The 20,296-nt window shown below is 42.9% G+C and carries 20 protein-coding genes; 1 reads left to right on the top strand and 19 read right to left on the bottom strand.

The genetic code is table 11. From position 1 onward, the window contains the following. Positions 1-279: 279 nt before the first annotated feature. The 7 genes from A5867_RS01950 to A5867_RS01915 all read right to left on the bottom strand — a co-directional run bounded on the left by A5867_RS01950 (position 280) and on the right by A5867_RS01915 (position 6,708). Positions 280-756 carry a hypothetical protein gene (locus tag A5867_RS01950; RefSeq protein ID WP_060791603.1) on the bottom strand — a complete coding sequence of 159 codons (477 nt, stop codon included), beginning with the start codon at positions 754-756 and terminating at the stop codon, positions 280-282. A gap of 16 nt (positions 757-772) precedes the next feature. Then, positions 773-1,660 carry a hypothetical protein gene (locus tag A5867_RS01945; protein WP_005226808.1) on the bottom strand — a complete coding sequence of 296 codons (888 nt, stop codon included), beginning with the start codon at positions 1,658-1,660 and terminating at the stop codon, positions 773-775. 19 nt (positions 1,661-1,679) lie between these two features. After that, positions 1,680-1,973: a hypothetical protein gene (locus A5867_RS01940; RefSeq protein ID WP_005226807.1), complete on the bottom strand. Its 294-nt coding sequence runs from the start codon at positions 1,971-1,973 to the stop codon at positions 1,680-1,682. Positions 1,974-3,123: 1,150 nt separating this feature from the next. Then, positions 3,124-3,735, bottom strand: coding sequence for a methyltransferase (locus tag A5867_RS01930; RefSeq protein ID WP_087626770.1), 612 nt, complete (start codon positions 3,733-3,735; stop codon positions 3,124-3,126). A 288-nt stretch (positions 3,736-4,023) separates the two neighbouring features. Beyond that, the gene (locus A5867_RS01925; protein WP_034695281.1) at positions 4,024-4,833 is read right to left on the bottom strand and encodes a PTS system mannose/fructose/sorbose family transporter subunit IID; all 810 of its coding nucleotides are present in this window, start codon (positions 4,831-4,833) and stop codon (positions 4,024-4,026) included. Continuing rightward, entirely contained in the window at positions 4,817-5,605 is a 789-nt protein-coding gene (locus A5867_RS01920; protein WP_087626769.1) for a PTS sugar transporter subunit IIC, read from the bottom strand. The genes A5867_RS01925 and A5867_RS01920 overlap by 17 nt, the downstream gene beginning before the upstream one ends. Positions 5,606-5,745: 140 nt before the next feature. After that, positions 5,746-6,708, bottom strand: coding sequence for a PTS mannose/fructose/sorbose transporter subunit IIAB (locus tag A5867_RS01915; protein ID WP_010748603.1), 963 nt, complete (start codon positions 6,706-6,708; stop codon positions 5,746-5,748). Positions 6,709-6,898: 190 nt separating this feature from the next. Between A5867_RS01915 and A5867_RS01910 the strand changes: the two genes are divergently transcribed. Beyond that, positions 6,899-7,606 carry a GntR family transcriptional regulator gene (locus tag A5867_RS01910; protein ID WP_087626767.1) on the top strand — a complete coding sequence of 236 codons (708 nt, stop codon included), beginning with the start codon at positions 6,899-6,901 and terminating at the stop codon, positions 7,604-7,606. 24 nt (positions 7,607-7,630) lie between these two features. On the opposite strand, the gene A5867_RS01905 is transcribed toward A5867_RS01910, so the two are convergent. The 12 genes from A5867_RS01905 to A5867_RS01850 form a co-directional block, all read right to left on the bottom strand. Then, entirely contained in the window at positions 7,631-9,406 is a 1,776-nt protein-coding gene (locus A5867_RS01905; RefSeq protein WP_087626766.1) for a beta-galactosidase family protein, read from the bottom strand. Positions 9,407-9,419: 13 nt separating this feature from the next. Continuing rightward, entirely contained in the window at positions 9,420-10,583 is a 1,164-nt protein-coding gene (locus A5867_RS01900; protein ID WP_087626765.1) for a glycoside hydrolase family 88 protein, read from the bottom strand. A 150-nt stretch (positions 10,584-10,733) separates the two neighbouring features. Continuing rightward, positions 10,734-11,561: a hypothetical protein gene (locus A5867_RS01895; RefSeq protein WP_087626764.1), complete on the bottom strand. Its 828-nt coding sequence runs from the start codon at positions 11,559-11,561 to the stop codon at positions 10,734-10,736. Continuing rightward, entirely contained in the window at positions 11,536-13,302 is a 1,767-nt protein-coding gene (locus A5867_RS01890; RefSeq protein ID WP_087626763.1) for a DUF2264 domain-containing protein, read from the bottom strand. The genes A5867_RS01895 and A5867_RS01890 overlap by 26 nt, the downstream gene beginning before the upstream one ends. Positions 13,303-13,720: 418 nt before the next feature. Continuing rightward, a complete protein-coding gene (gene lacD / locus A5867_RS01885; RefSeq protein ID WP_349290008.1) occupies positions 13,721-14,716 on the bottom strand; it encodes a tagatose-bisphosphate aldolase in 996 nt (331 codons plus the stop codon). A gap of 179 nt (positions 14,717-14,895) precedes the next feature. After that, complete coding sequence (locus A5867_RS01880; protein WP_087626761.1) at positions 14,896-16,071, bottom strand: SIS domain-containing protein; 1,176 nt, start codon at positions 16,069-16,071, stop codon at positions 14,896-14,898. A gap of 179 nt (positions 16,072-16,250) precedes the next feature. Beyond that, entirely contained in the window at positions 16,251-16,985 is a 735-nt protein-coding gene (locus A5867_RS01875; protein ID WP_005226773.1) for a GntR family transcriptional regulator, read from the bottom strand. 214 nt (positions 16,986-17,199) lie between these two features. Further along, complete coding sequence (locus tag A5867_RS01870) at positions 17,200-18,228, bottom strand: PTS system mannose/fructose/sorbose family transporter subunit IID (RefSeq protein WP_005226771.1); 1,029 nt, start codon at positions 18,226-18,228, stop codon at positions 17,200-17,202. Continuing rightward, on the bottom strand, positions 18,218-19,024 hold the full coding sequence (locus tag A5867_RS01865) for a PTS sugar transporter subunit IIC (RefSeq protein ID WP_005226770.1): 807 nt from the start codon (positions 19,022-19,024) through the stop codon (positions 18,218-18,220). The genes A5867_RS01870 and A5867_RS01865 overlap by 11 nt, the downstream gene beginning before the upstream one ends. A gap of 26 nt (positions 19,025-19,050) precedes the next feature. Then, positions 19,051-19,533 (bottom strand): PTS N-acetylgalactosamine transporter subunit IIB, encoded by a 483-nt coding sequence (agaV, locus tag A5867_RS01860; RefSeq protein ID WP_087626760.1) that lies wholly within the window; start codon positions 19,531-19,533, stop codon positions 19,051-19,053. Positions 19,534-19,552: 19 nt separating this feature from the next. Next, positions 19,553-19,828: a preprotein translocase subunit YajC gene (yajC, locus tag A5867_RS01855; protein WP_087626759.1), complete on the bottom strand. Its 276-nt coding sequence runs from the start codon at positions 19,826-19,828 to the stop codon at positions 19,553-19,555. A gap of 2 nt (positions 19,829-19,830) precedes the next feature. Next, on the bottom strand, positions 19,831-20,262 hold the full coding sequence (locus A5867_RS01850; RefSeq protein ID WP_087626758.1) for a PTS sugar transporter subunit IIA: 432 nt from the start codon (positions 20,260-20,262) through the stop codon (positions 19,831-19,833). Between the last annotated feature and the right edge of the window lie 34 nt (positions 20,263-20,296).

Raw genomic sequence — 20,296 nt, 5'->3', positions numbered from 1 at the left:
GCCCTATACCTAGAGCTAAGAAAAAGTAGAAACGAAAATTATCAGCGTTCATTTTTTTCAATCCTTTCAATTTTTGATAATGCTTTGAGTATGCTTTTTCGGCGTATTCACGTTATAGGGTATCGAATTGTAAGTAGTATTCGATTTCTTTTAGAATAAGGCTTGCTTGTTCCACTTTTTCATAATAACACCCTCTATTCGATATCGTGGTACAACATGTAAACATTTATTTGAAATAAAATTCTAAATAGCGACTAAACTATTTAGAAAAATAACTTTCTAGTCGATTTGACTATAAAAGGCAAAAATAATTAATTTAATGATATAACTTAATCGCGGTAGACGTTTACTAGGCTCATCACTTTTAAAATGGTAACGATATTCCTCTAAGCCATCTAATACATTTTCATCTAAATAAAGTCGGGGCGTAACGGAAGATTTATCTTTATAATTTTCTTTTACAATTGTTCTATCCATGCGATTTTGAATTTTTTCCCAATCGTCATCAGTGAAATTTTGTTTTTTACAATATCTGTAAGCTTGTTCTATAACACTACCAGCTGATACTTTTAACACCACATTGAATGATATCCCATCCAGCAAATCACTGTAATGTTCTTGCATGTCTGTTTCTAGTTTATTAATCAAGCCATTTTTTAGTTCATTTTTTAGTTCTCGTTCTCTATGAATAATTAGTTTGTCTATCCAAATTTTAGCCTCATAAGCCAATCTGACTGCTTTATATACCCTTGCCATTTGTCATACTCCCTATTTACAATTTATCAGAGCTATCTGTTGTGATATTGCTAAGTAAAATCCATAATTGTTCGGCGTATTCTGATTTCGATAACAGTTCCGCTCTATTTTTAATTGCAGTAATCATTCCTGAAACAATGCTAACAGCATCTTTTTCATTCAGTGAACCGAAGTTTTCAGTTTCATCTTTTGGAGATTCTAAATAGTCCGTTTCAATAATAAAATGCTTTTCTATAAATTCGCTGTAATCTTCAAAATTTTTAAAATAGAAATTGTATAATCCTTGTTTTTTCAATCTGTTCCAATTATTCCTAATTTCACTCAAAAACCTTCCCATATAATCTTGTGTTCTAAATTCAAAATTATCTATAGAAATTGTTTTAGAACTCTTTCTTCCCATCTCTATAGGTATTATCCAAAAATTAGCTAAACTATGATACAGTTTATAAAATTCATAAAATATCTTTTGAGTATACTCATCAGCATCACTGTCAAATATCAATCTCATTCGTCCTTTTGAATCATTGGGCATATAGTATTGCTTATTTATTTTTTCCCCATCTATTGATAACTCTTTAATCAATTTCCCAGAAATTGTTTTAAAAGAGTTCATTGTATCACCAGCAAAAGAAACATTGGCAAAATCATTAATATAAATATTTCCTTTATCATCAGATTTTCCAAATACATTAAATTCGCCTTGTTGATTTTTGGGAATAGTATTTTTATAGATGATTTCGTAAAAAGCAATTGATACATCAGACATGTCGGGGTCTTCCACACCTCTATATACTTGAGCGCTTTTTATTGTGTCGCCTTCTTTTTGAATTGTATTGGTAAGTTTATCAACCACAATAGGTGTTAGCAGCATTTGTTTTAATTTTTCTTGTTTTTCAGATAACATTTTTTTCCCTCTCAAATTCTCAAATCAAATCTTTTGCGTTTGCACTTGCAAGTAAGAAAAACTGCACATCATCAATGAAATATTTGGCATCAAAATCATAAAAAACAAAGTTCTCTTTTTCCACAACCTTTTTATTCGCTTCGATTAAAGCATATTTTATACCCCTGCATAATTCTTTTAGTTCATCTCTACTTAAGTATTCATTTAATTGAAGCTTTCCCCAGTTATCAATTAATATTTTAAATTCTGGATCAATTAGAATTCTTAGGTCACTACTTTTAAAAACTCTATCTAGATTTTCTTTGAACAACATAAAACCCCACCTCTTTTGTTTATTTGAATTACTACAACTTACAATAACATAAATTCAATCATTTTCAAGCATTTCATTCAAAAAAATTTTATTACTGCAACCAATTTGCAACCAACACAAGAAGAACATTACAATTTCTATCACTCCCAAACGATACAAAACTGCATAAACTCAACAAATCAATCCTTATAAATCATCAAGCGCATGGAATGGGAATAGTATAAAAAGCTTTGGAGTTCCTATAAAAAGGCCTACCAAGGCTTTTTATACTATTCCCATTCCATGCGCTTGATGATTTATAAGGATTGATTCTGTCTCTTATACACATCTAGATGTGTATAAGAGACAGCTATAGGTATTATCCAAAAATTAGCTAAACTATGATACAGTTTATAAAATTCATAAAATATCTTTTGAGTATACTCATCAGCATCACTGTCAAATATCAATCTCATTCGTCCTTTTGAATCATTGGGCATATAGTATTGCTTATTTATTTTTTCCCCATCTATTGATAACTCTTTAATCAATTTCCCAGAAATTGTTTTAAAAGAGTTCATTGTATCACCAGCAAAAGAAACATTGGCAAAATCATTAATATAAATATTTCCTTTATCATCAGATTTTCCAAATACATTAAATTCGCCTTGTTGATTTTTGGGAATAGTATTTTTATAGATGATTTCGTAAAATCTAGATGTGTATAAGAGACAGTCCCATTTCTATGCTCTCCTCGTAAATTTAAAATTTGTCTAACGATTCTTTAAAGTTGTCTTTAAAAGCAAAAAAAATTGAACAAGATATTCCTAACGTAATTTATTTCGTTATGGTGTGATTTCTCAGAGTAAAATAGATACATGAGAAGGAGCCAACGGGAATTTATCACTTCCTCCTGGAGGTTTATCTACCTCTATAAGTTTGTTATTCGAACCAATGTATTCGCTAACAATACGTTAAGTAACTTACCAGAATTAGCAACACTTTTTAGAAAATCTAACTTACAAGTGAAATAATTGGGGTCAGGAAATGGGCGTCCTATCAACGAGCTTATTTAGCTTTACTGCCATTTTCCTTGTGACTGTAGTGCCTATGCTAGGTGAATTTCAGAACTTTCTTTTGTATAATTTTTCCTCATCAATCTTTTAACATATCATCCTTTCCTCTTCCCATATTTCCGTTGCAGCTTCTTTGACATCTTTTTTTCTTTCTTTTTTACTAACGGATTTTTCGCCCGCTTTTCTGCGTAAAATACGTAATAGTCGTCAACTTCTGTGACTTTCACGTAACCGAAAACGGAGCGAATCTTGTTCTCATACCATTTTCGGCGCTTGGTCACCATGTATAGCTTTCCGTTGAGTGCCAGTTGACGATAGGCTTTCTCGATAAATTCCTTTGGTACAGAAAAATCTACATGGTACGGCGGATTAGACAGAATAACATCAAACGTTTTGTCGCTGATTTCTTTAAATCCTTCACTTAAGACGATCTCTGGTGCTACGTCATTTCGTTGCGCATTTTTTGTAGTCAAGTCGATGGCATTTGCTGAAATGTCTGTCATTGTAACTGCTGCTTCAGGATACCTTTTTGCCAGATAAATTCCTACAAACCCATAACCGCATCCCAGATCCAAAATTCTATCCTGGTCATTGATAACTGCTTCTTTTAACATCGCTTTCGTTCCTGCATCTAACCCTTTGGGGGAAAATACGCTTTCATTTGTTTCAAACTCTAATGATAGTTCATCATATCTGACTGCAAGCAAGTCCTCCCCACTCCTTTGGCTGTTTTATGAATTGCTTGGTGGCGGTTTTATCACTAATAGTAGATTATCACCATAATCACCGTAAGACCCTTGTGAATGGGTCAATTAGTTACCAAGCAAAGATCCTCATTTTTCTAGTGCACTGCCCAAACAAAAAACAGCTTTTCAATCATTATATAATAAAAATAATTAAAATATTTGATTTATAGGAGTAAATATAACGGTTTTTTGTTAAAATCAAATTATTTATGAGTACATATTCTTATCTATCAGTTATTACTGCTAATTCTAACCCAAAATACCAAACGCACTCAAAACGATCGATAAGATCAAGATGATCCAAATTACTCGAGTGGAATTTAGTTTCTTTTGGCCTAGCATCCAGTAGGTCAGCAAGACGAGCAAGATAGGTACAAGGGATGGCAAGATGGCATCCAACGTGTCTTGGATCACTAATTCGACACCGTCTTTTTTATAGACAAAAGGAACAGTTGCTTTGACCACAGAGGGAATCAAGGCACCAATTACTGTAACCCCTAAAACGGTTGCGGCATTGGTGAAGGCCGATAATTTGTCTTTCAAGGTCGTCACTAATTTGACCCCTTGTTTGTAACCTAGAGGTAGCAACGCTGCCCGACCGAAAAGTAACGCGATGTTGGCGATGATCCAGATGACACAGCCAACGACGGAACCATTTTGCGCCAATGTGCCGGCAACAGAGCCAAAGATTGTTCCCCAAATCACGTGGAACAAGGAGTCACCGACACCGGCCAAGGAACCCATCAAGGCCGTTTTCAAGGCGATGATCGTTTCTTTGGCTTTGTGTCCGTCTTGTTCTTCAATCGCGACATCGATCCCCATGATCAAGTTCCCAAAGATCGCATTGGTATTGAAAAATTGATTGTGGGTCCGCAGCATATCTTGTAGCTGAGCTTCATCGTGGCCATAGAATTTTTTCAAGACGGGCAGGATGCCGTAAAGGTAACCTGAACTCATCATTCGCTCATAGTTCCAGTTTAATTGGCTTGCCAAAATATAGCGCCAGCTAATGGTATTCAACTCTTTTTTTGTCAGTTTTTGATCACTCATCGCCATCATATCCTCCTTCAAAATCTCCAGCAGCTGCCGTTGCAACGGTGCCTTTTTCGCTATCTCGTTTAAAGACTAACATTGCTGCTACGAGCCCAATGATGGAAACGCCGAGCATTGGGACTTGCAGATACGCAGCTAAAAAGAAGCCTAATAACAAATAAGGAATGTAGTGCTTTGTTGGCAAGTAGCGCAATAAGATCGCTACCCCGACGACTGGCAAGACGCCACCAGCGGTTTTTAGTCCAGTCATCAGCCATTCTGGCGTGTTATCGGTAATCGTCGTAACGACTGCATCTCCAGCTAAAAGCATCAATAAAATCGGAATCGCCCGTGACAATCCCCATAAGAAAGAACCCGATAAAACTAACCGTGGGATTCGTTTGACTTGCATGTTGTCGATGGCTCTATCGATTCGGTGTAGTAGAAATACGTTACAAAAACGAGCCACGACGTCCAGTTGCAGCATCAGTAAGGACACTGGAACTGCTAAGCCGATGCCGTATTCCGCGCCGTTTCCTGAGATCACGGCAAACGCTGTCCCCAGTACTGCGCCGGTAAAATAATCTGGGACGGATGCACCACCAAATGCGGCGATCCCTAAACGCATCAACTGCAAGGTCCCACCGACCATCAAACCGGTCTTCAAGTCCCCCATGATCATTCCAGAAATCATTCCGGCGATCGCTGGTTGGGTCAACGTATTGGAAATAAGTGAATCATTAATAGCAATAAAAGCATAAACAGTAATAAGAATGACTTGATACGCTGCTAAATGCATGAATTTTCCTCCTAATTGTATGAACGAGTCTTAACTGGCTGGTTATCGATCGTTGTGTCGCCTCAGATAAATCGTGAAAAACACTCGTTTTTTGACAAATCTTCCGCTACATATTCTCCTCGATCGAAGCGCTGCCTGATTTACCCTCGTAATTTCTTCATAAAGTCGATCGATGGTTCATTGGGTACAAGCTGTGCCGTGACGGTGATTCCTTTTGCGGCGATCGCTTCAAAGATCGGCTCTTCTTCTGGCAGCACTTGAATGCTTTTGGTCACTTCCCGTGCGCCTTCTTTGTAGCTCATGTTGCCGACGTTGATCGCTTTGATCGGTCCATCTGCTTCAATATAACGCAAAACATCTTGGGGATTTTTGAAAAGTAAAAACAACCGTTGCTTGCCGTAACGACCAGCGCGAATATTCTTGGCTGCAGTTGCCACTGGAAGGACGGAAAGTCGCATCGAAGTTGGCGCTGCCATTCGTAAAGAAGATTTTTGTAATGGGTCTGCGGCGGCTTCATCATTGGCCACGATGATCCGTTGCGTGTTTAAACTGGTGGACCAGATACCGGCGACTTGTCCGTGGATCAAGCGCTCATCGATCCGACTATTGACGATATTTTCTTGCCCAGCATACGCACTGTAATCCCCTAATTCCTCTTGCTTTTCTTCTAAAATTTCTTGTTCTGCCTGGTTCATCCCTGCTTTGACATCAACGATGTTTTCTTTGGCTAAGCAAAGCAGCTCGTTGATCGTCGCTCGTTGATTGACGACTGCCTCGATCACTACGGACAATGTCATTCCAGCGAAAATCGCCACTTCGTCATCCTCTAAATAATTCTTGACTGCAACGTTGCACGGGGTTCCTCCTAATAGATCCGCAATAATCAATGTTGAACCGTTAAGGGCTTTCATTTTCTCGTTCAATTCTTTTTCAAACTGCAGATTGTCACTATCTGGTCGTAATGAAACGGTGTGAACGTTTGCTTGTTGGCCTACGATCATCTCCAGACTGCTTTTGACCCCTTCTGCCATGCCTCCATGACTGATCAATACAATGTTTTCCACTAATTTCCCTCCTACTCCGTAGGTCGCCCTACTTAACATGTTATGTTCCTTGTAAGCATACTATACCACATGGCAAGCCATCCGTAAACCTAATATCTTAACATATTGAATTTTATTTTTTAGGCCTGTACAGACTGGAAAACAACGAATTTTCTACAATAATTAAGTGGCAGGAAAGGATTTAACATGTTATGCTTGATGTATTCATATGGAATGGAGGGAAACCACTGTGTTGCCAAAGTATGAGCAGATCAAGCAAGATCTTTTACAAGAAATCAAAGACCATAAATTCATTCCCGGTGATAAGTTTTATTCAGAGGCGGATATCAAGCGGATGTATTCTGTTAGTTCGATCACGGCAGTCAAAGCGTTGAATGAATTGACGAGTGCTGGCTATCTGTATCGCATCCAAGGCAAAGGAACCTTTGTTTCAAAAGCAAAAGTATCTCAGAGTGTGAAGTTTTCCGACATTGAGCTGCATTCACTAGACCAAGAAAAGGTCAAGGTTCTTGCGGTGGAAGAAGGAAATGACCCTGAGATTTTGAAAGAATTAGGCTTGGCTGCCAGTGCTTCCTACTACCGAATCAAACGGGTCCGCTATTTTGGCGATGTTCCTTTCTTGGTTCACATCACTCATTTGCCGAAGAAGCTGATGAAAGAACCGATCGCCAAAAACCTCAACCGATATGCCAGTGTTTATGAGCGGGTCCGAAAAGACTTTGCGATCGACCTTTTCTCATTGGCTTCTGTTGAAACCAACGAAATCGTCTTTCCTGATGACGCTGAATTGTTGAACTTATTGCTACTGAGCTTCCGAGAGCCTGCGGTCAAACAAGTCAAGCACTCCTATTTAGCAGATGGAAGTGTCGCTGAATACATCGTCAGCTACAAGCATTGGAAATATTTCAAAACAAAAATAGAAGTAGAGCCCGCATAAATTTGGGTCTCTACTTCTAGTTTTTTATTCTACGACAGGTTGTTCACAGAAAACGAGTTCCTTGATCTCCACGCCATCGGTTTCAAATACCACGACTTCGTTGCTGCCTTTTTTCAAAAATTCTTTCGGACAGTATAAGGAATGCACGGGGCCACGTTGCCAATAGCGACCAAGATTGATGCCATTGACGATAACGACGCCTTTGCCATACCCACGGCAATCGATAAACGTATCTCCTACCTCTGTCAGCCTGAAGGTCGTTTGATAAAAGGAAGGGTGTGTCGGATTTTTTCCTGCTTGATAATCGATGGCTTGTAGCTGCTCTGCGGAAAGCGTCAATGGGTAATGACGATAGCCTTGATGGAAATGAATATCTTGCATGATGCCCCCACGAATACCTTTGACTTGCGTAGGCCCATTCAATTTAAACCCGTAGTTCACGCGCCCTAAGTTTTCTACTAAGACATCTAGCTCGATGGTTTCTTTATCAGGTGTCCCTTGGATCAACAGCTCCTCACCTAGCGTCTCTTGGTATTGGATCGCCTGTAATTGGCCGTCGGTAAAAATATGCAGCCGATCGCTAGCTTCTACCACTTTTAATTTGTTTTCTCGATGATAGTTTTTTAACTGAACCGAATAGAGCAAATAGCCGTAGCCTGTGCTGGCAGCTTCCATTGTTAGAGGATACATGCTTTCTTGCGGTGCCATCAGCTGGTCTTTGATGGCCAGTAACGAGACACTGTTTTCGATGGGAAAGGTTCCTAATGCCGCTAATTGCTTGGTCCGTGGGTTGGCTTGCCACACTTCGGGACAGGCTTCTTTTATGGCTTTTTGTACCTGATAGTATTTGTCGGTAGGTTCTCCTGCTTCTGTCAGTAAAGCATCGTAATCATAGCTGGACACTTGTGGTAGATCCAGCGCCCCCCGAGCGGAACAGCCATTGGAAAAACCAAAGTTCGTGCCTCCATGGAACATGTAGAGATTCAAGGAGCCGACTGCTAACATCTCTTTGACTTCATTGGCTAAGTCTTGACCGTCTCGCTTGATGATCGGCTCCCCCCAGCGGTTGAACCAGCCATCCCAATATTCCATGCACATGATGGGCCAGTTTTTGCCATGTTTTGCCATAAACTCTTTCATCACAGCCGCATTTTCCTTGGAACGACTGCCGAAATTGCCTGTGACAAAGACGTCGTCTTCAATCAATGTCCCAGCGTCCAAGACTTCTTCCCATGCCCCATCTGAAGTAAACAAGGGTACATCGATGCCGCATTCTTCCATCAACTCTTTGGTTTGGCGCAAATACGCTTTTTCCATTCCATAAGAGCCGTACTCATTCTCCACCTGCATCATGATCACTGGACCCCCATGGGTGATCTGCAACGGCACAAGCTTTGGCAGCAAGACCTGGAAATAGTTGCGCACCTTTGCCATGAAGCGTGGGTCGGTTGAGCGCAACCGCATCGGTTCGTTTAACAGCCAAGCTGGCAACCCGCCAAATTCCCATTCAGCACAAATGTAGACGGAAGGCCGCAAAATGACCATCAAGCTTAGCGCTTGGGCTTGCTTTACAAAAGCACAGATGTCTTTCATTCCTTCAAAGTCGTAGACTCCTTCACGAGGTTCGTGGAGATTCCAAGGAATGTAGGTCTCAACTGTGTTGGCTCCCAGTGCTTTTAGATTGTAGAGGCTATCTGTCCATTGCGCCGGTGTCATGCGGAAATAATGGATCGCTCCGCTGATCAATTTGATTGGTTTTCCATCTAACAAAAAATCTTCTTTTATCTCAAACGTTCGCATGTCGTCTTCCCCTTTACCAGTATCTTTGCCAATTAGGCAATGCCAATCGGATCAATCCTTCTAAATAGAAATAGTCTCCCCAAAGATTGGGTTCATCGATGCCTTTGCCTTCCGCATGAGCATACACACCATGCAGCAATAAGCCTTCATTTTCTGGCACTTGGCTCGCTGCATACTGCTCGCCTAATTGGTAAAGCATCCCTTTAGCGATTTTTTGGGCATCAGGATATGCCTCCATTTTCTCTGCTTCCAACAAGCCACAAGCCGCGATCGCTAAAGCTGAGCTGTCTTTTTCAGCAGGATGTTGGTCGTTAAAATCAAAGTCCCAATACGGCACGAGATCTGCGGGTAAATGAGCCAAAAACACATCCACGATCTGCGGATAATTTTCTGGAAAAGGCTGGCTATGCAAGTAGCTTTCATTCAAAGGAAGCCCTAAAATCGCCCAGCTTTGCCCTCGTGCCCAAATCGATTGGTCGCTGTTTCCTTGATGCGTCGCACCGTGACTTGGCTGCCCCGTTTCAGGATCGAAATAATACGTATGAAAGGTGGTGGCGTCATTTTTGATGACAGTCTTTCGCACTGTCTGATAATGCTTACTCGCGGCCTCTGCGTAACGAGTCTCTCCCGATAATTGGGTTGCTGCAAATAAAAGCGGCAAGTTCAGTAGCGAATCAATAATCAAGCGGTATTCTTGTGGGTCGCCATAAGTGCCCCAAGCTTGAATAAATTCCCCCTTTTCTTGAAAACGTGCCAACAAAACATCTGCTGCTTGAATGACTTCTTGCTTGCAGTGTTCATCGCCAGTGATCTTGTAGCCAGCACCGGCGGATAAGCTATATAAAAACCCGATATCATGATGATCTAATACAAAATGGTCGTCTAAGCGCGTTTGAAAACTGTCAATATTCTCCATAGCTCGATCAAGAAAGTTCTTTTCTTTGGTCCACTCATAGGCGAGCCACAACATCCCCGTCCAAAAGCCATTGGTCCAATCATCGTTGCCTTTCAGCCGATATTTGCCATTGGTGGCACAGGCTGAAGGAAACTGTGTGCCAAAGCGCTGACTATTTTTTTCGATCTGTTGGATGCACGCGGTGATTTTATCCGCTAACCACACATCGGTCACTTTTTCTCCTAACAGGATCAAGCGTTGTTTGTTCTCTTGCAGACGCATGTTTACCCTCTCCTTAACTTGTTAACATATTAACTGAAATCATTATAACGTAAACGAACAAAAAAAGCGACCTTCCTTCATTGATTCCTAAAAAAAGAGCATGACAACTGCCCACAAATGCAGACCTGTCATGCTCTTGTCCTCTTTTTTTTAACAGTTCCAACCAAATACTTCGATTTGTGTAAGAGCTGGAAATGGGGAATCATCCTCTGCTTTTTGCAGCTCTTTATAGGTCAGCTTAGTCGTTTCTTTTTTCGGAAAACGAACTTCTTGAAATGACGCCGTATTTGTCGTTTCCACCACCAGCTCTTCTCCATCAGCAAAGACCAAGGTCCCTTTGGTCCAGTAGCTATCATGAGGATAATCTGCCCGTAATAGAAAACGAACCCGATCGATCAAGACGGGACGACCAAAATCAATGGTCAATGCAGCATCGGCTTGCTGATTGATGCCCCAAGAAGCAAACGGATACGAACCGTGGGATCGGTTGCCATATTTTCCATCGATCGCATTCTTGGCAAAAAAGACGGAATCATCTCGCGTCTCCACATTCGCTGAAGCATGAGGATACGCCCCTGTCGCTGACTTTTGATCATGGGCATTGAAAGATAAATTTTGATAATTTGTGATCTCAAACGCCTGGGCTTTGCGCACCATCAGGTGATGGCGCTGCGAGGCAAAGGCCGTTTCCACCGAGGACTTTCGATGAGATTCCGTCCAAGGGATCTGATATTCCCAAGTGGATTGGGAAAGATAGATCAGTGATGGTGCTAAGGTTTCATCAAGCTGAAGGACATAATACGGATTTTCCCCTGTCACCTCAACGACGATTTTATCTCCTTCCTCATAGAGATAGTTTTTAATGGCTAATACGGCCAAATCATCACCAGAAACTTGAAACGGCGCGGGTTCTTTTTCATGGTCGATGCGACCAACAATCACCTGGTCCTGCTTATTTTTTATTGCTAGCGTAATCATTTGGATCGCTCCTTTCTTTTTCTACGATACCACCGACTAAACAAATCAAACGGTGCTTCCCTGGTGGAATATGTTGTGCTAAGTATGGAAAACTAGTTCTTGGAAAAAAGACGGAGGTATTGGCTTCTGGCTGAACAATACTGGCTTGTTGATAGCCTTCGATGTTGATGATTTGAGAACAAAAGCCTCCTTCACTGACTCGACTCCAGGTCGGTCCTGTTTGGGCCTGAGGCAACTGTCCAGTCAGCGGTACACTAAACCCGCCCTCACGGAGGTCCAACGAAATCGTCGTCGTCAACTCGTGCACGCGCACATGCCACTGACCAAAGGGAAAAATCTCAGTTTCAATCACTACCTCCTCAAAGGGTGCCCATTGGTAAAAGACCCCTTTTTCCGTCACTCGATAATCCCTGACTGCGCCCTTCGTGCGAAAATAGCTGCCATCTCGAGCAATAGCTAATGTGCTATCGAAGGCGCCTTCGGCATACGTGACGCCAGCTTTCGGCACACTGAAACCAAATTTGCTCGAATAGACGAATTTGCTGTATTTTGCTTGAGCATGGGCTTGCTGTTCAAGCATCAAGCCTGCAGGATACCCCAACAGATGATGGCTTTTTTCATTGTGCACCAGCAACATATTGCCTTTTTCAATCCGTTTTTGCGGCTCTCTTTTGATTGGCTCAGGTTCAGCCCGCCAAAAAGGATGCGTTTCTGCGACCGCTAAAAGCAAAAAGGTCTTCAGCCCCCAATAAGGCGAGCCTGGTGCATTATACCCTTCTGCCATTACATGATTTTCATAGTGGTACCCGATGGACAAGCGACCATCGAAAGTGAAAATTTCTTGTGCCATCCAATTGCGCAAGTGCTTCGCCAGTAGTCCTCGCACCTGTCCCCATGGGATCGCTTCGACGTCTGCGAAAACCAGTGCCGAGAAAAACGCCCCTTGCGCAAACCGATAAGTCAGGCTGCGGCCATAGGGCAAGGCTTCGCCATCTTCATCAAAATAATAGACGAAGTCTTGCGCAAATAGCGTGGCTCGCTCTTTAAAACGCTGCGCCCATTCTGGATCTTCGTCTTGCATAAATGTAGCGTAAATCAAGCCGTAATAATGAAACGCAAAAGGAATGTAGTAATCTCGCTGCGTCGTTTTCCCGTCTACGTACCAACCATCGCCAACGTACATGGAATCGATCAATGCCAACTCTTGGGACAATGCTTCTTTTGCCAACGGTTCCCCACAGTGAAACAAGGCAACGCGTATCAACACTTTGAAGAATGTCCAGTTGTTCTTAGGAATCTTGCACTCAAGTGCTTGGGAAAGCCAAGCCACTAGCTTTCGCTGGTTCTTCTGCGGCAACGCTGTCCAAAAAGCGTCCTTTTGCAACAATAGGGTCAATGACAATGCGGCTGCTTCCACGATGTATTGATCATAATCCGTGATCCTTCCCCAGTAAAACGCGTGTTCAGGATCTGTCCCTGCTATCACTTTTTCTACGTAAGCTGCTCGTAACGGATCATCTGGGCAAACCCTCCAATAAGGCGCCAGCCCCCACAAAGGACGCACAAGCGCTTCCATCTCAGCCCGTGTTCGATCATATACGGCCCCACTGCTACCTAGATTCAATCCTGAATAGCCATCTGCCAATATCGCTGCTTGCAAAGGAGCGATCATGACTTCCAATGCCCGCTGATAATCCAGACGCGTCAAAAATGGATTCTCTTTGATTGCCATTTGCTTCATACGCCATCTCCTTCTGTCAATTTACAGAACAGAATAGCAAGCCACGGCTTTTTTATCAAGCGATCTTCTACTGGCAATACTGCTGAAAAATGAGAAAAGATTTCGAGGGATTTTTGACTTAACCTGTTAACAAATCTTTTAGGATTGATTTTCTTCCCTTCTTTTTCTTTTAACTAGCAAAGTTAACTTAGTCTATATGAAAAAATTATGATAAATCATCCATAGTGCTCTGACTTTTTTTCATAATTTTTTGCTAACCCTTTTTTGTCTAGATGAGGGCAGCGTCCGTTATACTATCAACCTTTTTTCACTAGAAAAAGACACCCTAAAGCCTTAAGCCAGAAGCCTACCACTTCTTCTCAAAAGCCCTTAAGATGTCTGATTACTGGCCATTTCTCTTGTCAAACAGCGAAAAAAACTATTCTTCGACCGTGACTTTGTTCCACCAAGAAGTGGCGGTCTTTTGGATCACTTCATTCAAGTCTTCGATGTGCTGTTTTCCAGTACTTGCTAGCCATTCTTTGGCTGCTTCTGTTCCTTGTTTTACAAAGGGTTCAACACCATCTTTCCACGTTGCCCGGCCGCACAAGACGCCATTGAAGGTCGAACCGGCTTCTTTGGCAAAAACCAGCGTTTCTTGGAATAAGCTGGCCGATACCCCTGCACTGAGAAAAATAAACGGCAGATGCGTCGCGTCGCTTTGCGCTTTGAAATACTCGTCAGCTTCTTCCTTGGTATACACGGCTTCTCCCTTGGCAAAACCTGCCACATAATTCATGTTGACTGGTACTTCCACTTTTAACACATCGACTTTGTACTGCGGTTTTGAAAATTCCTTCATCAATCCGATGACTTTTTCTGGTTTGCGTTGCGCATATGCTTTTGAGTCGACTTCAGGCAGCTTAGCATCATAGGAAAGGACTTCTAAAAAGAAGGGCAGATCAGCCGCATGGCATTCGCTGCCGAGTCGTTCCACAAAGACGTGTTTCAACTGATTGATCTGGGCATCTTCATCTACATCATAGTAAAGCAAAAATTTGATAGCATCTGCGCCAGCTGCTTTTAATCGCTCAACCGACCATTCTCCTAATAAATCAGGCAAACGTCCCGGCGTAGTCGCATCATAGCCGGTTTTTTCATACGCCAGCAAAAGCCCCGCCTCTGGATCACGGCTTTGCGCAGCTGCCAACCCATATTCTGGATCTAATAAAATAGAAGACGCGTAAGGGGTCAATTCTTGTGAGACTAGCGTTTTAAACTGGCTGATTTTCTCTGCATCAGCCTCCACGCCAAGTGCTGCCATCATTTTTTTCAAGGCACCTCGTTGGTCGATCGCTAAAGCTGCGATCACTCCTTCTTTCGTTGACAGGCGATCCATCGCTGCTTTTTTGGCTTTCGTTACGGTTGCTTTCATTAAAATTCCTCCTTTTTTGTCCATGCCAAAGAATCAACCGCTTTCACTTTTTTCAGCGTTGGCGAAACGGTTGTCAGCACGTATAAAAATGTCTATTGATGAAGCCGTTCAACTGATTGACCACCGCACGTATCGACTTCGTACACGAAAAGATACGTGCTCGTGGTGGGCTTTCTCAGTCATCGTTCGTTGTTATACGGATGAATCGTCACGCCTTTGACCACCCGATTGACGGTACGCGTTGGCGAAGGGGTGTCGGGTGTATTCCCGACTTTGATCGATGCCAGCAGTGCGATCGTTTGTGCAAAGACAATGTCTGCTAAGGCTAGATAACCGTCTGGCAATGATGTATCAGCTGGAAAGAAAAAGTTTGTTCCTGAAAAATTCACGGCTGCCGGCTGTCCGATGGCAGTCACTGCGGCGGCGATGCCATCACTCTTTAATTCTTCCAACATATCAAGATCATACTGCCGCGTGTAGGGCGTATTGCTGACAAAGACAAAGACGAGGGTTTGATCATCTACGAATGATTTCGGTCCATGACGGAAGCCCATCGAAGAATCGAACACGGTGGCGATTTTTCCCGCAGTCAGTTCCAATACTTTTAGCTGTGCTTCCCTGGTCAACCCCGACAACGTGCCTGACCCAAGGTAAACGATCCGCTTAAAGGAACGGTCCGTCAGTACTTGGAGTTCTGTTTCTCTGTCGATCACTTCTTGCCCCAATCGGCTAAGGGTTTCAACATAATGCCTCTTTTCTGTCAGAGGCGTCTGGTCAAAAATCAGCAGTGCGGAAAGAGCCATGCAAGAAAAACTTCCCGTCATTGCAAAGCCAGCATCATTTGACCTCTCAGGCATCAATAACAGATAACTCGTTTCATCAGCGGCAGCTTGTTGTGCCAAAGATCCGTCGGCTGCACAAGTGATCGTCAAATGATAGCTGTCGGCAACGAATTGATCGACGATTTTGATCGCTGCTAAACTTTCTGGTGAATTGCCGCTTCTAGCAAAAGAAACGAGCAGTGTTGGTTCATCCGCAAATAAAACTTGTTCTGGAGCTGCGACAATATCCGTCGTAGCAATACTTTCAAAAAGATAATCCGCAGTTGCGCCGGTCTTATTCAAGTAAGGAACGATCGTATCTCCGACATATTGCGACGTCCCCGCTCCCGTGAAGACCACCCGAATGCGTTTATCCGTCTTTTGCTTGATGGTACGTAAGAAAGTCGCGATCGCCTCTTGCTTTTCTTGATAGATCGTCAAGGTTTCGTGCCAAAGTTCTGGCTGTTGTTTGATTTCTCTTGTTGTAATCTCCGCACCTAATTCTGCTAATTCCTTTGTTGACAGTTGAAACATCTTTCTTCCTCCTAGCTACTGTTTTTCCAGTATGTATTCCCAGTGACGGTGCGAGGAGCGCTTGTCTTGGATGAATGCTTAGCGATCACCCAAAGGGCAAACTTCCCCGACCCCACTGGTTTTGAATACACGCCTTTTCTTTGCTCGAGTGGATCATTTCAGACTGTCTAGGAAATGCGCTACTCGTCGTTACGCAAGTGGCGGACTTTGTATCTAAATTGGTCTGCTCGAGCAACACTCAAGGTGTATTCGATCACTTCATTTTCAATATTGAACGTGCTACGTACCAGGTTCAACACTGGCGCACCTTCGTGGATTTTCAGCAATGCCGCATCTTTCGCACTGGCAATGCTGGCAAAAAATTCTTCGTCCGCGAGGCGGATCACTTGATGAAAGTCTTCATGAAATATATCGTACAATGGTTTTTGCTCGATCATCTCACTCGTTAAATGCATGAAGCGTTTGACCGGCAGATAAGAACGCTCGATCATCATCGGTTGCCCATCAGCAAGACGCAATCGTTTTAACTTGTAGATCGGCTCGCCGATTGAAACTTGCAACTGAGTGGCAAAATATTTTGTCGCTTCCATTTTTTTGAATGCCAATACTCTAGTTTCTGGTTGTTTCCCTAGTGCTTTCATCTGTTCGGTAAAACTATACGAACCTGATAAATTGGTTGCCTGCTTGCGGATATCCGAGACAAAGGTGCCTTTGCCATGTTGGCGATAAATATAGCCTAATTTTTCTAACTCCTGTAGAGCCAAGCGAACGGTGGTCCGACTTAATCCGTAGCGCTTTGACAGCTCTCTTTCTGAGGGAAGCATTGTGTCTGCTTCCATTTCATTTTCGATTTTTTCAATCAGTAAATTTAACAATTGATCGTATAATGGTTGTCGATTTTTATTGATATTCATAAGCCCCTCCAAACTGGTTACTACCACATAACGAGTGTACTATTTCCCGATAGGCGTGTCAAACAATCGTCTACAGGGGCTCTGTTTCCTGAATTTGTGTCTTTTCACGCAGGAAAATGAACCAATTGCCAGCACGTGCTAAGCTGAAAAGTCAGCTGTTGCTTGCTTAGCAAAACTCCTCCTACGTGTTGCGCCGTTTCTTCTGCTAGCTTGCTTATTGCGGCCAAATGGATGGATACAGGCCAAAGCCAGAACCGATCAAGCCGATCACTAGCAGCAAAGCGATACATTTCAACGGCGTCCAGCCGCGTTTTGATAAGAAGAAATACAGCATCAATGTGATGGTCAATGGAATCACTTGCGGCAAGATCCCATCGAGGATTTTTTGAATATCGATCGTCACAGGCACTTCGTTGACTTTGTTAAACGTCAATTCATATTTGCCGTTAGCCAGTTCATTGACCGCAGCATTTTCTTGCAATGTGTCGGTCAATTGACCATTCTCATCCGTGGTATACAGCATGTCTTCGTAAGCGGCAATGGCTGCTTGATCATCCACGATCGTCGTCGCTTGCGTCACTTCATTGGTAGTGCCGTTAGGGATCTGAATATCCAAAGACGTCGCTCCATACACGCAGGTCAAGGAACCGACAACAAAAATCCCTAAAATACTCGCTGCTCGGGTAAACTCTTTGGCATTTTCCGTTAAGATGCCAATTGCATCTGTCCCTAAACGATAGGACCAGTGCATCAAGAAGTACCGCAAACCAAATTGGGCCGCATTGAATACCAGTAAGAATATAAACGGTGCAGCGATATTGCCGCTGATCGCCATATTGGCTGTGATACCCGCCGTGATTGGTACCAAGGTAAACCAGAACAACGCATCACCGATCCCGCCTAACGGTCCCATCGCGGCGACTCGCACTGCCCGAATCATGGGAATATCGGCTTTGTTTTGTTCCATCGATAAAATGATCCCCATCACAAAGTTCACCAAGAATGGATGAGTATTGAAAAACTCTAAGTTATGGCTCATTGAAGCAGCCAAGTCCTTTTCATTTTTGTGGATCTTTTTCAATCCCGGTAAAATACTGAATAACCAGCCTCCTGCCTGCATTCGCTCATAGTTGAAAGAGGCTTGTAGAAATAAGGAACGCCAGACCATATTGTTCAAGGTCTTTTTATCCAGTTGTTCTGCGGGCGCTTGTTCGCTATAAGAATCGGGAATATTATATGCCATCTTCATCGCCTCCGAAATCATAGGTATTGGCTGCTGCTACTTTAAACTTGGACTGGATTTGATAATCCCAAAAGGCTAATGCAAAACCGATAAAGGCTAGAATGATCAAGGCTGGTCCTTGCAAAGAAGGTGCCGCCATTACGATCGTGGCTAAACCAAACCCCATAAAGAAGAAGCCCCACATTTCTTTGGAAACCATCACTTTTAGTAAAATCGCAAAACCGACATACCGCATCATGCCCCCAGCTGCGCCGAGACCACCCATCAACCATTGAGGGATCGCTGCGACCGCCTGATTCCCGAAGGCAGCACCGCCGATAAAGAATAAGACCACGATCAAGCCGAAGATCGTTCCAAGACCCGCCATCGCTAAATAATTGATTCGATCAATGCCCTTCGTATTGGCATCATGGGCGTAGCTGTCGGCTTTTGACATCACTGGCGACATTAGTGAGAAGATAATCGTCACCCCATATTGCCCCAGCAAAGAAAACGGAATCGCCGTAGCAACCGCTACTGTGGGTTCCAGCTGCAGCGTGATCGCTAAGATTGCTGCCATAATTCCGCCAATCACCGCATTTGGCGGTTGCGCGCCGCCCACCGGCATATTGCCGATCGTCATTAACTGATAGGTTCCGCCAACGATCAAGCCGGTTTGAAGATCTCCAAGAATAAGTCCGATAACCATCCCAGTAACAATGGGTTGGTACAATGATTCTAAAAAACTAAATTGATCGATCGCGGCAATGAATGTGACTATGAAGACTAAAATGATTTGAAAAATCGTGTAATCCATTTTCTTTCTCCTTCCTTACCTCTGCATTACTGAAACAATTTCTTTTCATCTTCAACAGGTGTCGTTGGAACCCGCTGGATCACTAATTGCACCCCCATTTCCTTCAGTTTTTTAAAGGAATCGACATCTGCTTCATCGACGGCAACTGTCGTAGCAACCTGTCTTTTCCCTTCTGACATATGCATATTCCCAATGTTCAGTTTCTTGATCGGCACCCCACCTTCAGCTAATTTCAACGCATCTTGCGGATTTTCAACCACCATGAAAATTTTTTGTTTTGGCGATGCTTTATGAATGATCTCGATGGTTTTTTTAAGCGAGAAATACCTCGTTTGGACGCCAGCTGGCGCCGCCATATCCATCAACCCTTGTCTGACTTTGTCTTTGGCGACCTTATCATTTGCCACTAAAATTAGATTTGCCCCCAATGTACCGTTCCACTGTGTGGCAACTTGCCCATGAATCAACCGATTGTCGATTCGCGTCAATAAAATATTTGGTTCTCCCATAAATATTTCCCCCTTTTATTTACTGCATGATTTCTGCAACCGCACTACGTTCTACTTCAATCACCGTTCCCGATTTCACCCTTAGATCCACTGTCTCTTTCCCAAGTGCTTGAATCTCCCCAATAATGCCGCCGTATAATTCGATTTTCTGCCCCTTTTTCAAGGACTGCTGCAATTCAGCGAAATAGCCTTTTTGCTTTTTCAGATGTTTCCCATTCAAGAAAGACGAGACCCCCAAAAAGAGAAAGAGAAAAACAAGCACCACGATTGAGGCTGCTAAGATCATTTCCCACATCGTTAAATCCCTTCTTCCTCCTTGATTTCCCCATGGCCTTTGATCTTTCCGTGAAAAATACCGCTCTTGCCAATCTCTGCCAGTTCTTGGCAAAAACGCTCTGGATCAGCTGCTGTATATCTAGTCAACGAACCTTCCACTAGCATCAGCAGATTGCTGCCGCCGATGACCTCGACTTGCGGATCCTCATTGGCAGCGGTCATCGCAACATTAAAAGGGGTTCCGCCCACAAGGTCTGCACAAATCACGACCCCATCACAGGTTTCCTTTAATTGATCGATTGCTCCTTGCAACTCTTTTTCAAAGTCAGCTAACGGATTTTCCTCTAAAAACGGCACTGCTAGAAATTGTTCTTGCGGCCCTGCAATCATCGCAAGCGCATTTTCCATCCCTTGCGCAAATCCTCCATGACCTGTTAAAACCAAACCAAGCATCTTATCTCCTCCCCTTACTCTCAACTGGTAGTAA

This window comes from Enterococcus sp. 6D12_DIV0197 (assembly GCF_002174385.1).
Lineage (GTDB): Bacteria > Bacillota > Bacilli > Lactobacillales > Enterococcaceae > Enterococcus_D > Enterococcus_D casseliflavus.
This window is presented reverse-complemented; position numbering and strand designations above follow the sequence as displayed.

Coding starts and splice junctions, on each gene's coding strand:
- A5867_RS01950 (WP_060791603.1), bottom strand. CDS start 756: ATGGCAAGGGTATATAAAGCAGTCAGATTGGCTTATGAGGCTAAAATT.
- A5867_RS01945 (WP_005226808.1), bottom strand. CDS start 1,660: ATGTTATCTGAAAAACAAGAAAAATTAAAACAAATGCTGCTAACACCT.
- A5867_RS01940 (WP_005226807.1), bottom strand. CDS start 1,973: ATGTTGTTCAAAGAAAATCTAGATAGAGTTTTTAAAAGTAGTGACCTA.
- A5867_RS01925 (WP_034695281.1), bottom strand. CDS start 4,833: ATGATGGCGATGAGTGATCAAAAACTGACAAAAAAAGAGTTGAATACC.
- A5867_RS01920 (WP_087626769.1), bottom strand. CDS start 5,605: ATGCATTTAGCAGCGTATCAAGTCATTCTTATTACTGTTTATGCTTTT.
- A5867_RS01915 (WP_010748603.1), bottom strand. CDS start 6,708: ATGTTAAGTAGGGCGACCTACGGAGTAGGAGGGAAATTAGTGGAAAAC.
- A5867_RS01905 (WP_087626766.1), bottom strand. CDS start 9,406: ATGCGAACGTTTGAGATAAAAGAAGATTTTTTGTTAGATGGAAAACCA.
- A5867_RS01900 (WP_087626765.1), bottom strand. CDS start 10,583: ATGCGTCTGCAAGAGAACAAACAACGCTTGATCCTGTTAGGAGAAAAA.
- A5867_RS01895 (WP_087626764.1), bottom strand. CDS start 11,561: ATGATTACGCTAGCAATAAAAAATAAGCAGGACCAGGTGATTGTTGGT.
- A5867_RS01890 (WP_087626763.1), bottom strand. CDS start 13,302: ATGAAGCAAATGGCAATCAAAGAGAATCCATTTTTGACGCGTCTGGAT.
- lacD (WP_349290008.1), bottom strand. CDS start 14,716: ATGAAAGCAACCGTAACGAAAGCCAAAAAAGCAGCGATGGATCGCCTG.
- A5867_RS01880 (WP_087626761.1), bottom strand. CDS start 16,071: ATGTTTCAACTGTCAACAAAGGAATTAGCAGAATTAGGTGCGGAGATT.
- A5867_RS01875 (WP_005226773.1), bottom strand. CDS start 16,985: ATGAATATCAATAAAAATCGACAACCATTATACGATCAATTGTTAAAT.
- A5867_RS01870 (WP_005226771.1), bottom strand. CDS start 18,228: ATGGCATATAATATTCCCGATTCTTATAGCGAACAAGCGCCCGCAGAA.
- A5867_RS01865 (WP_005226770.1), bottom strand. CDS start 19,024: ATGGATTACACGATTTTTCAAATCATTTTAGTCTTCATAGTCACATTC.
- agaV (WP_087626760.1), bottom strand. CDS start 19,533: ATGGGAGAACCAAATATTTTATTGACGCGAATCGACAATCGGTTGATT.
- yajC (WP_087626759.1), bottom strand. CDS start 19,828: ATGTGGGAAATGATCTTAGCAGCCTCAATCGTGGTGCTTGTTTTTCTC.
- A5867_RS01850 (WP_087626758.1), bottom strand. CDS start 20,262: ATGCTTGGTTTGGTTTTAACAGGTCATGGAGGATTTGCGCAAGGGATG.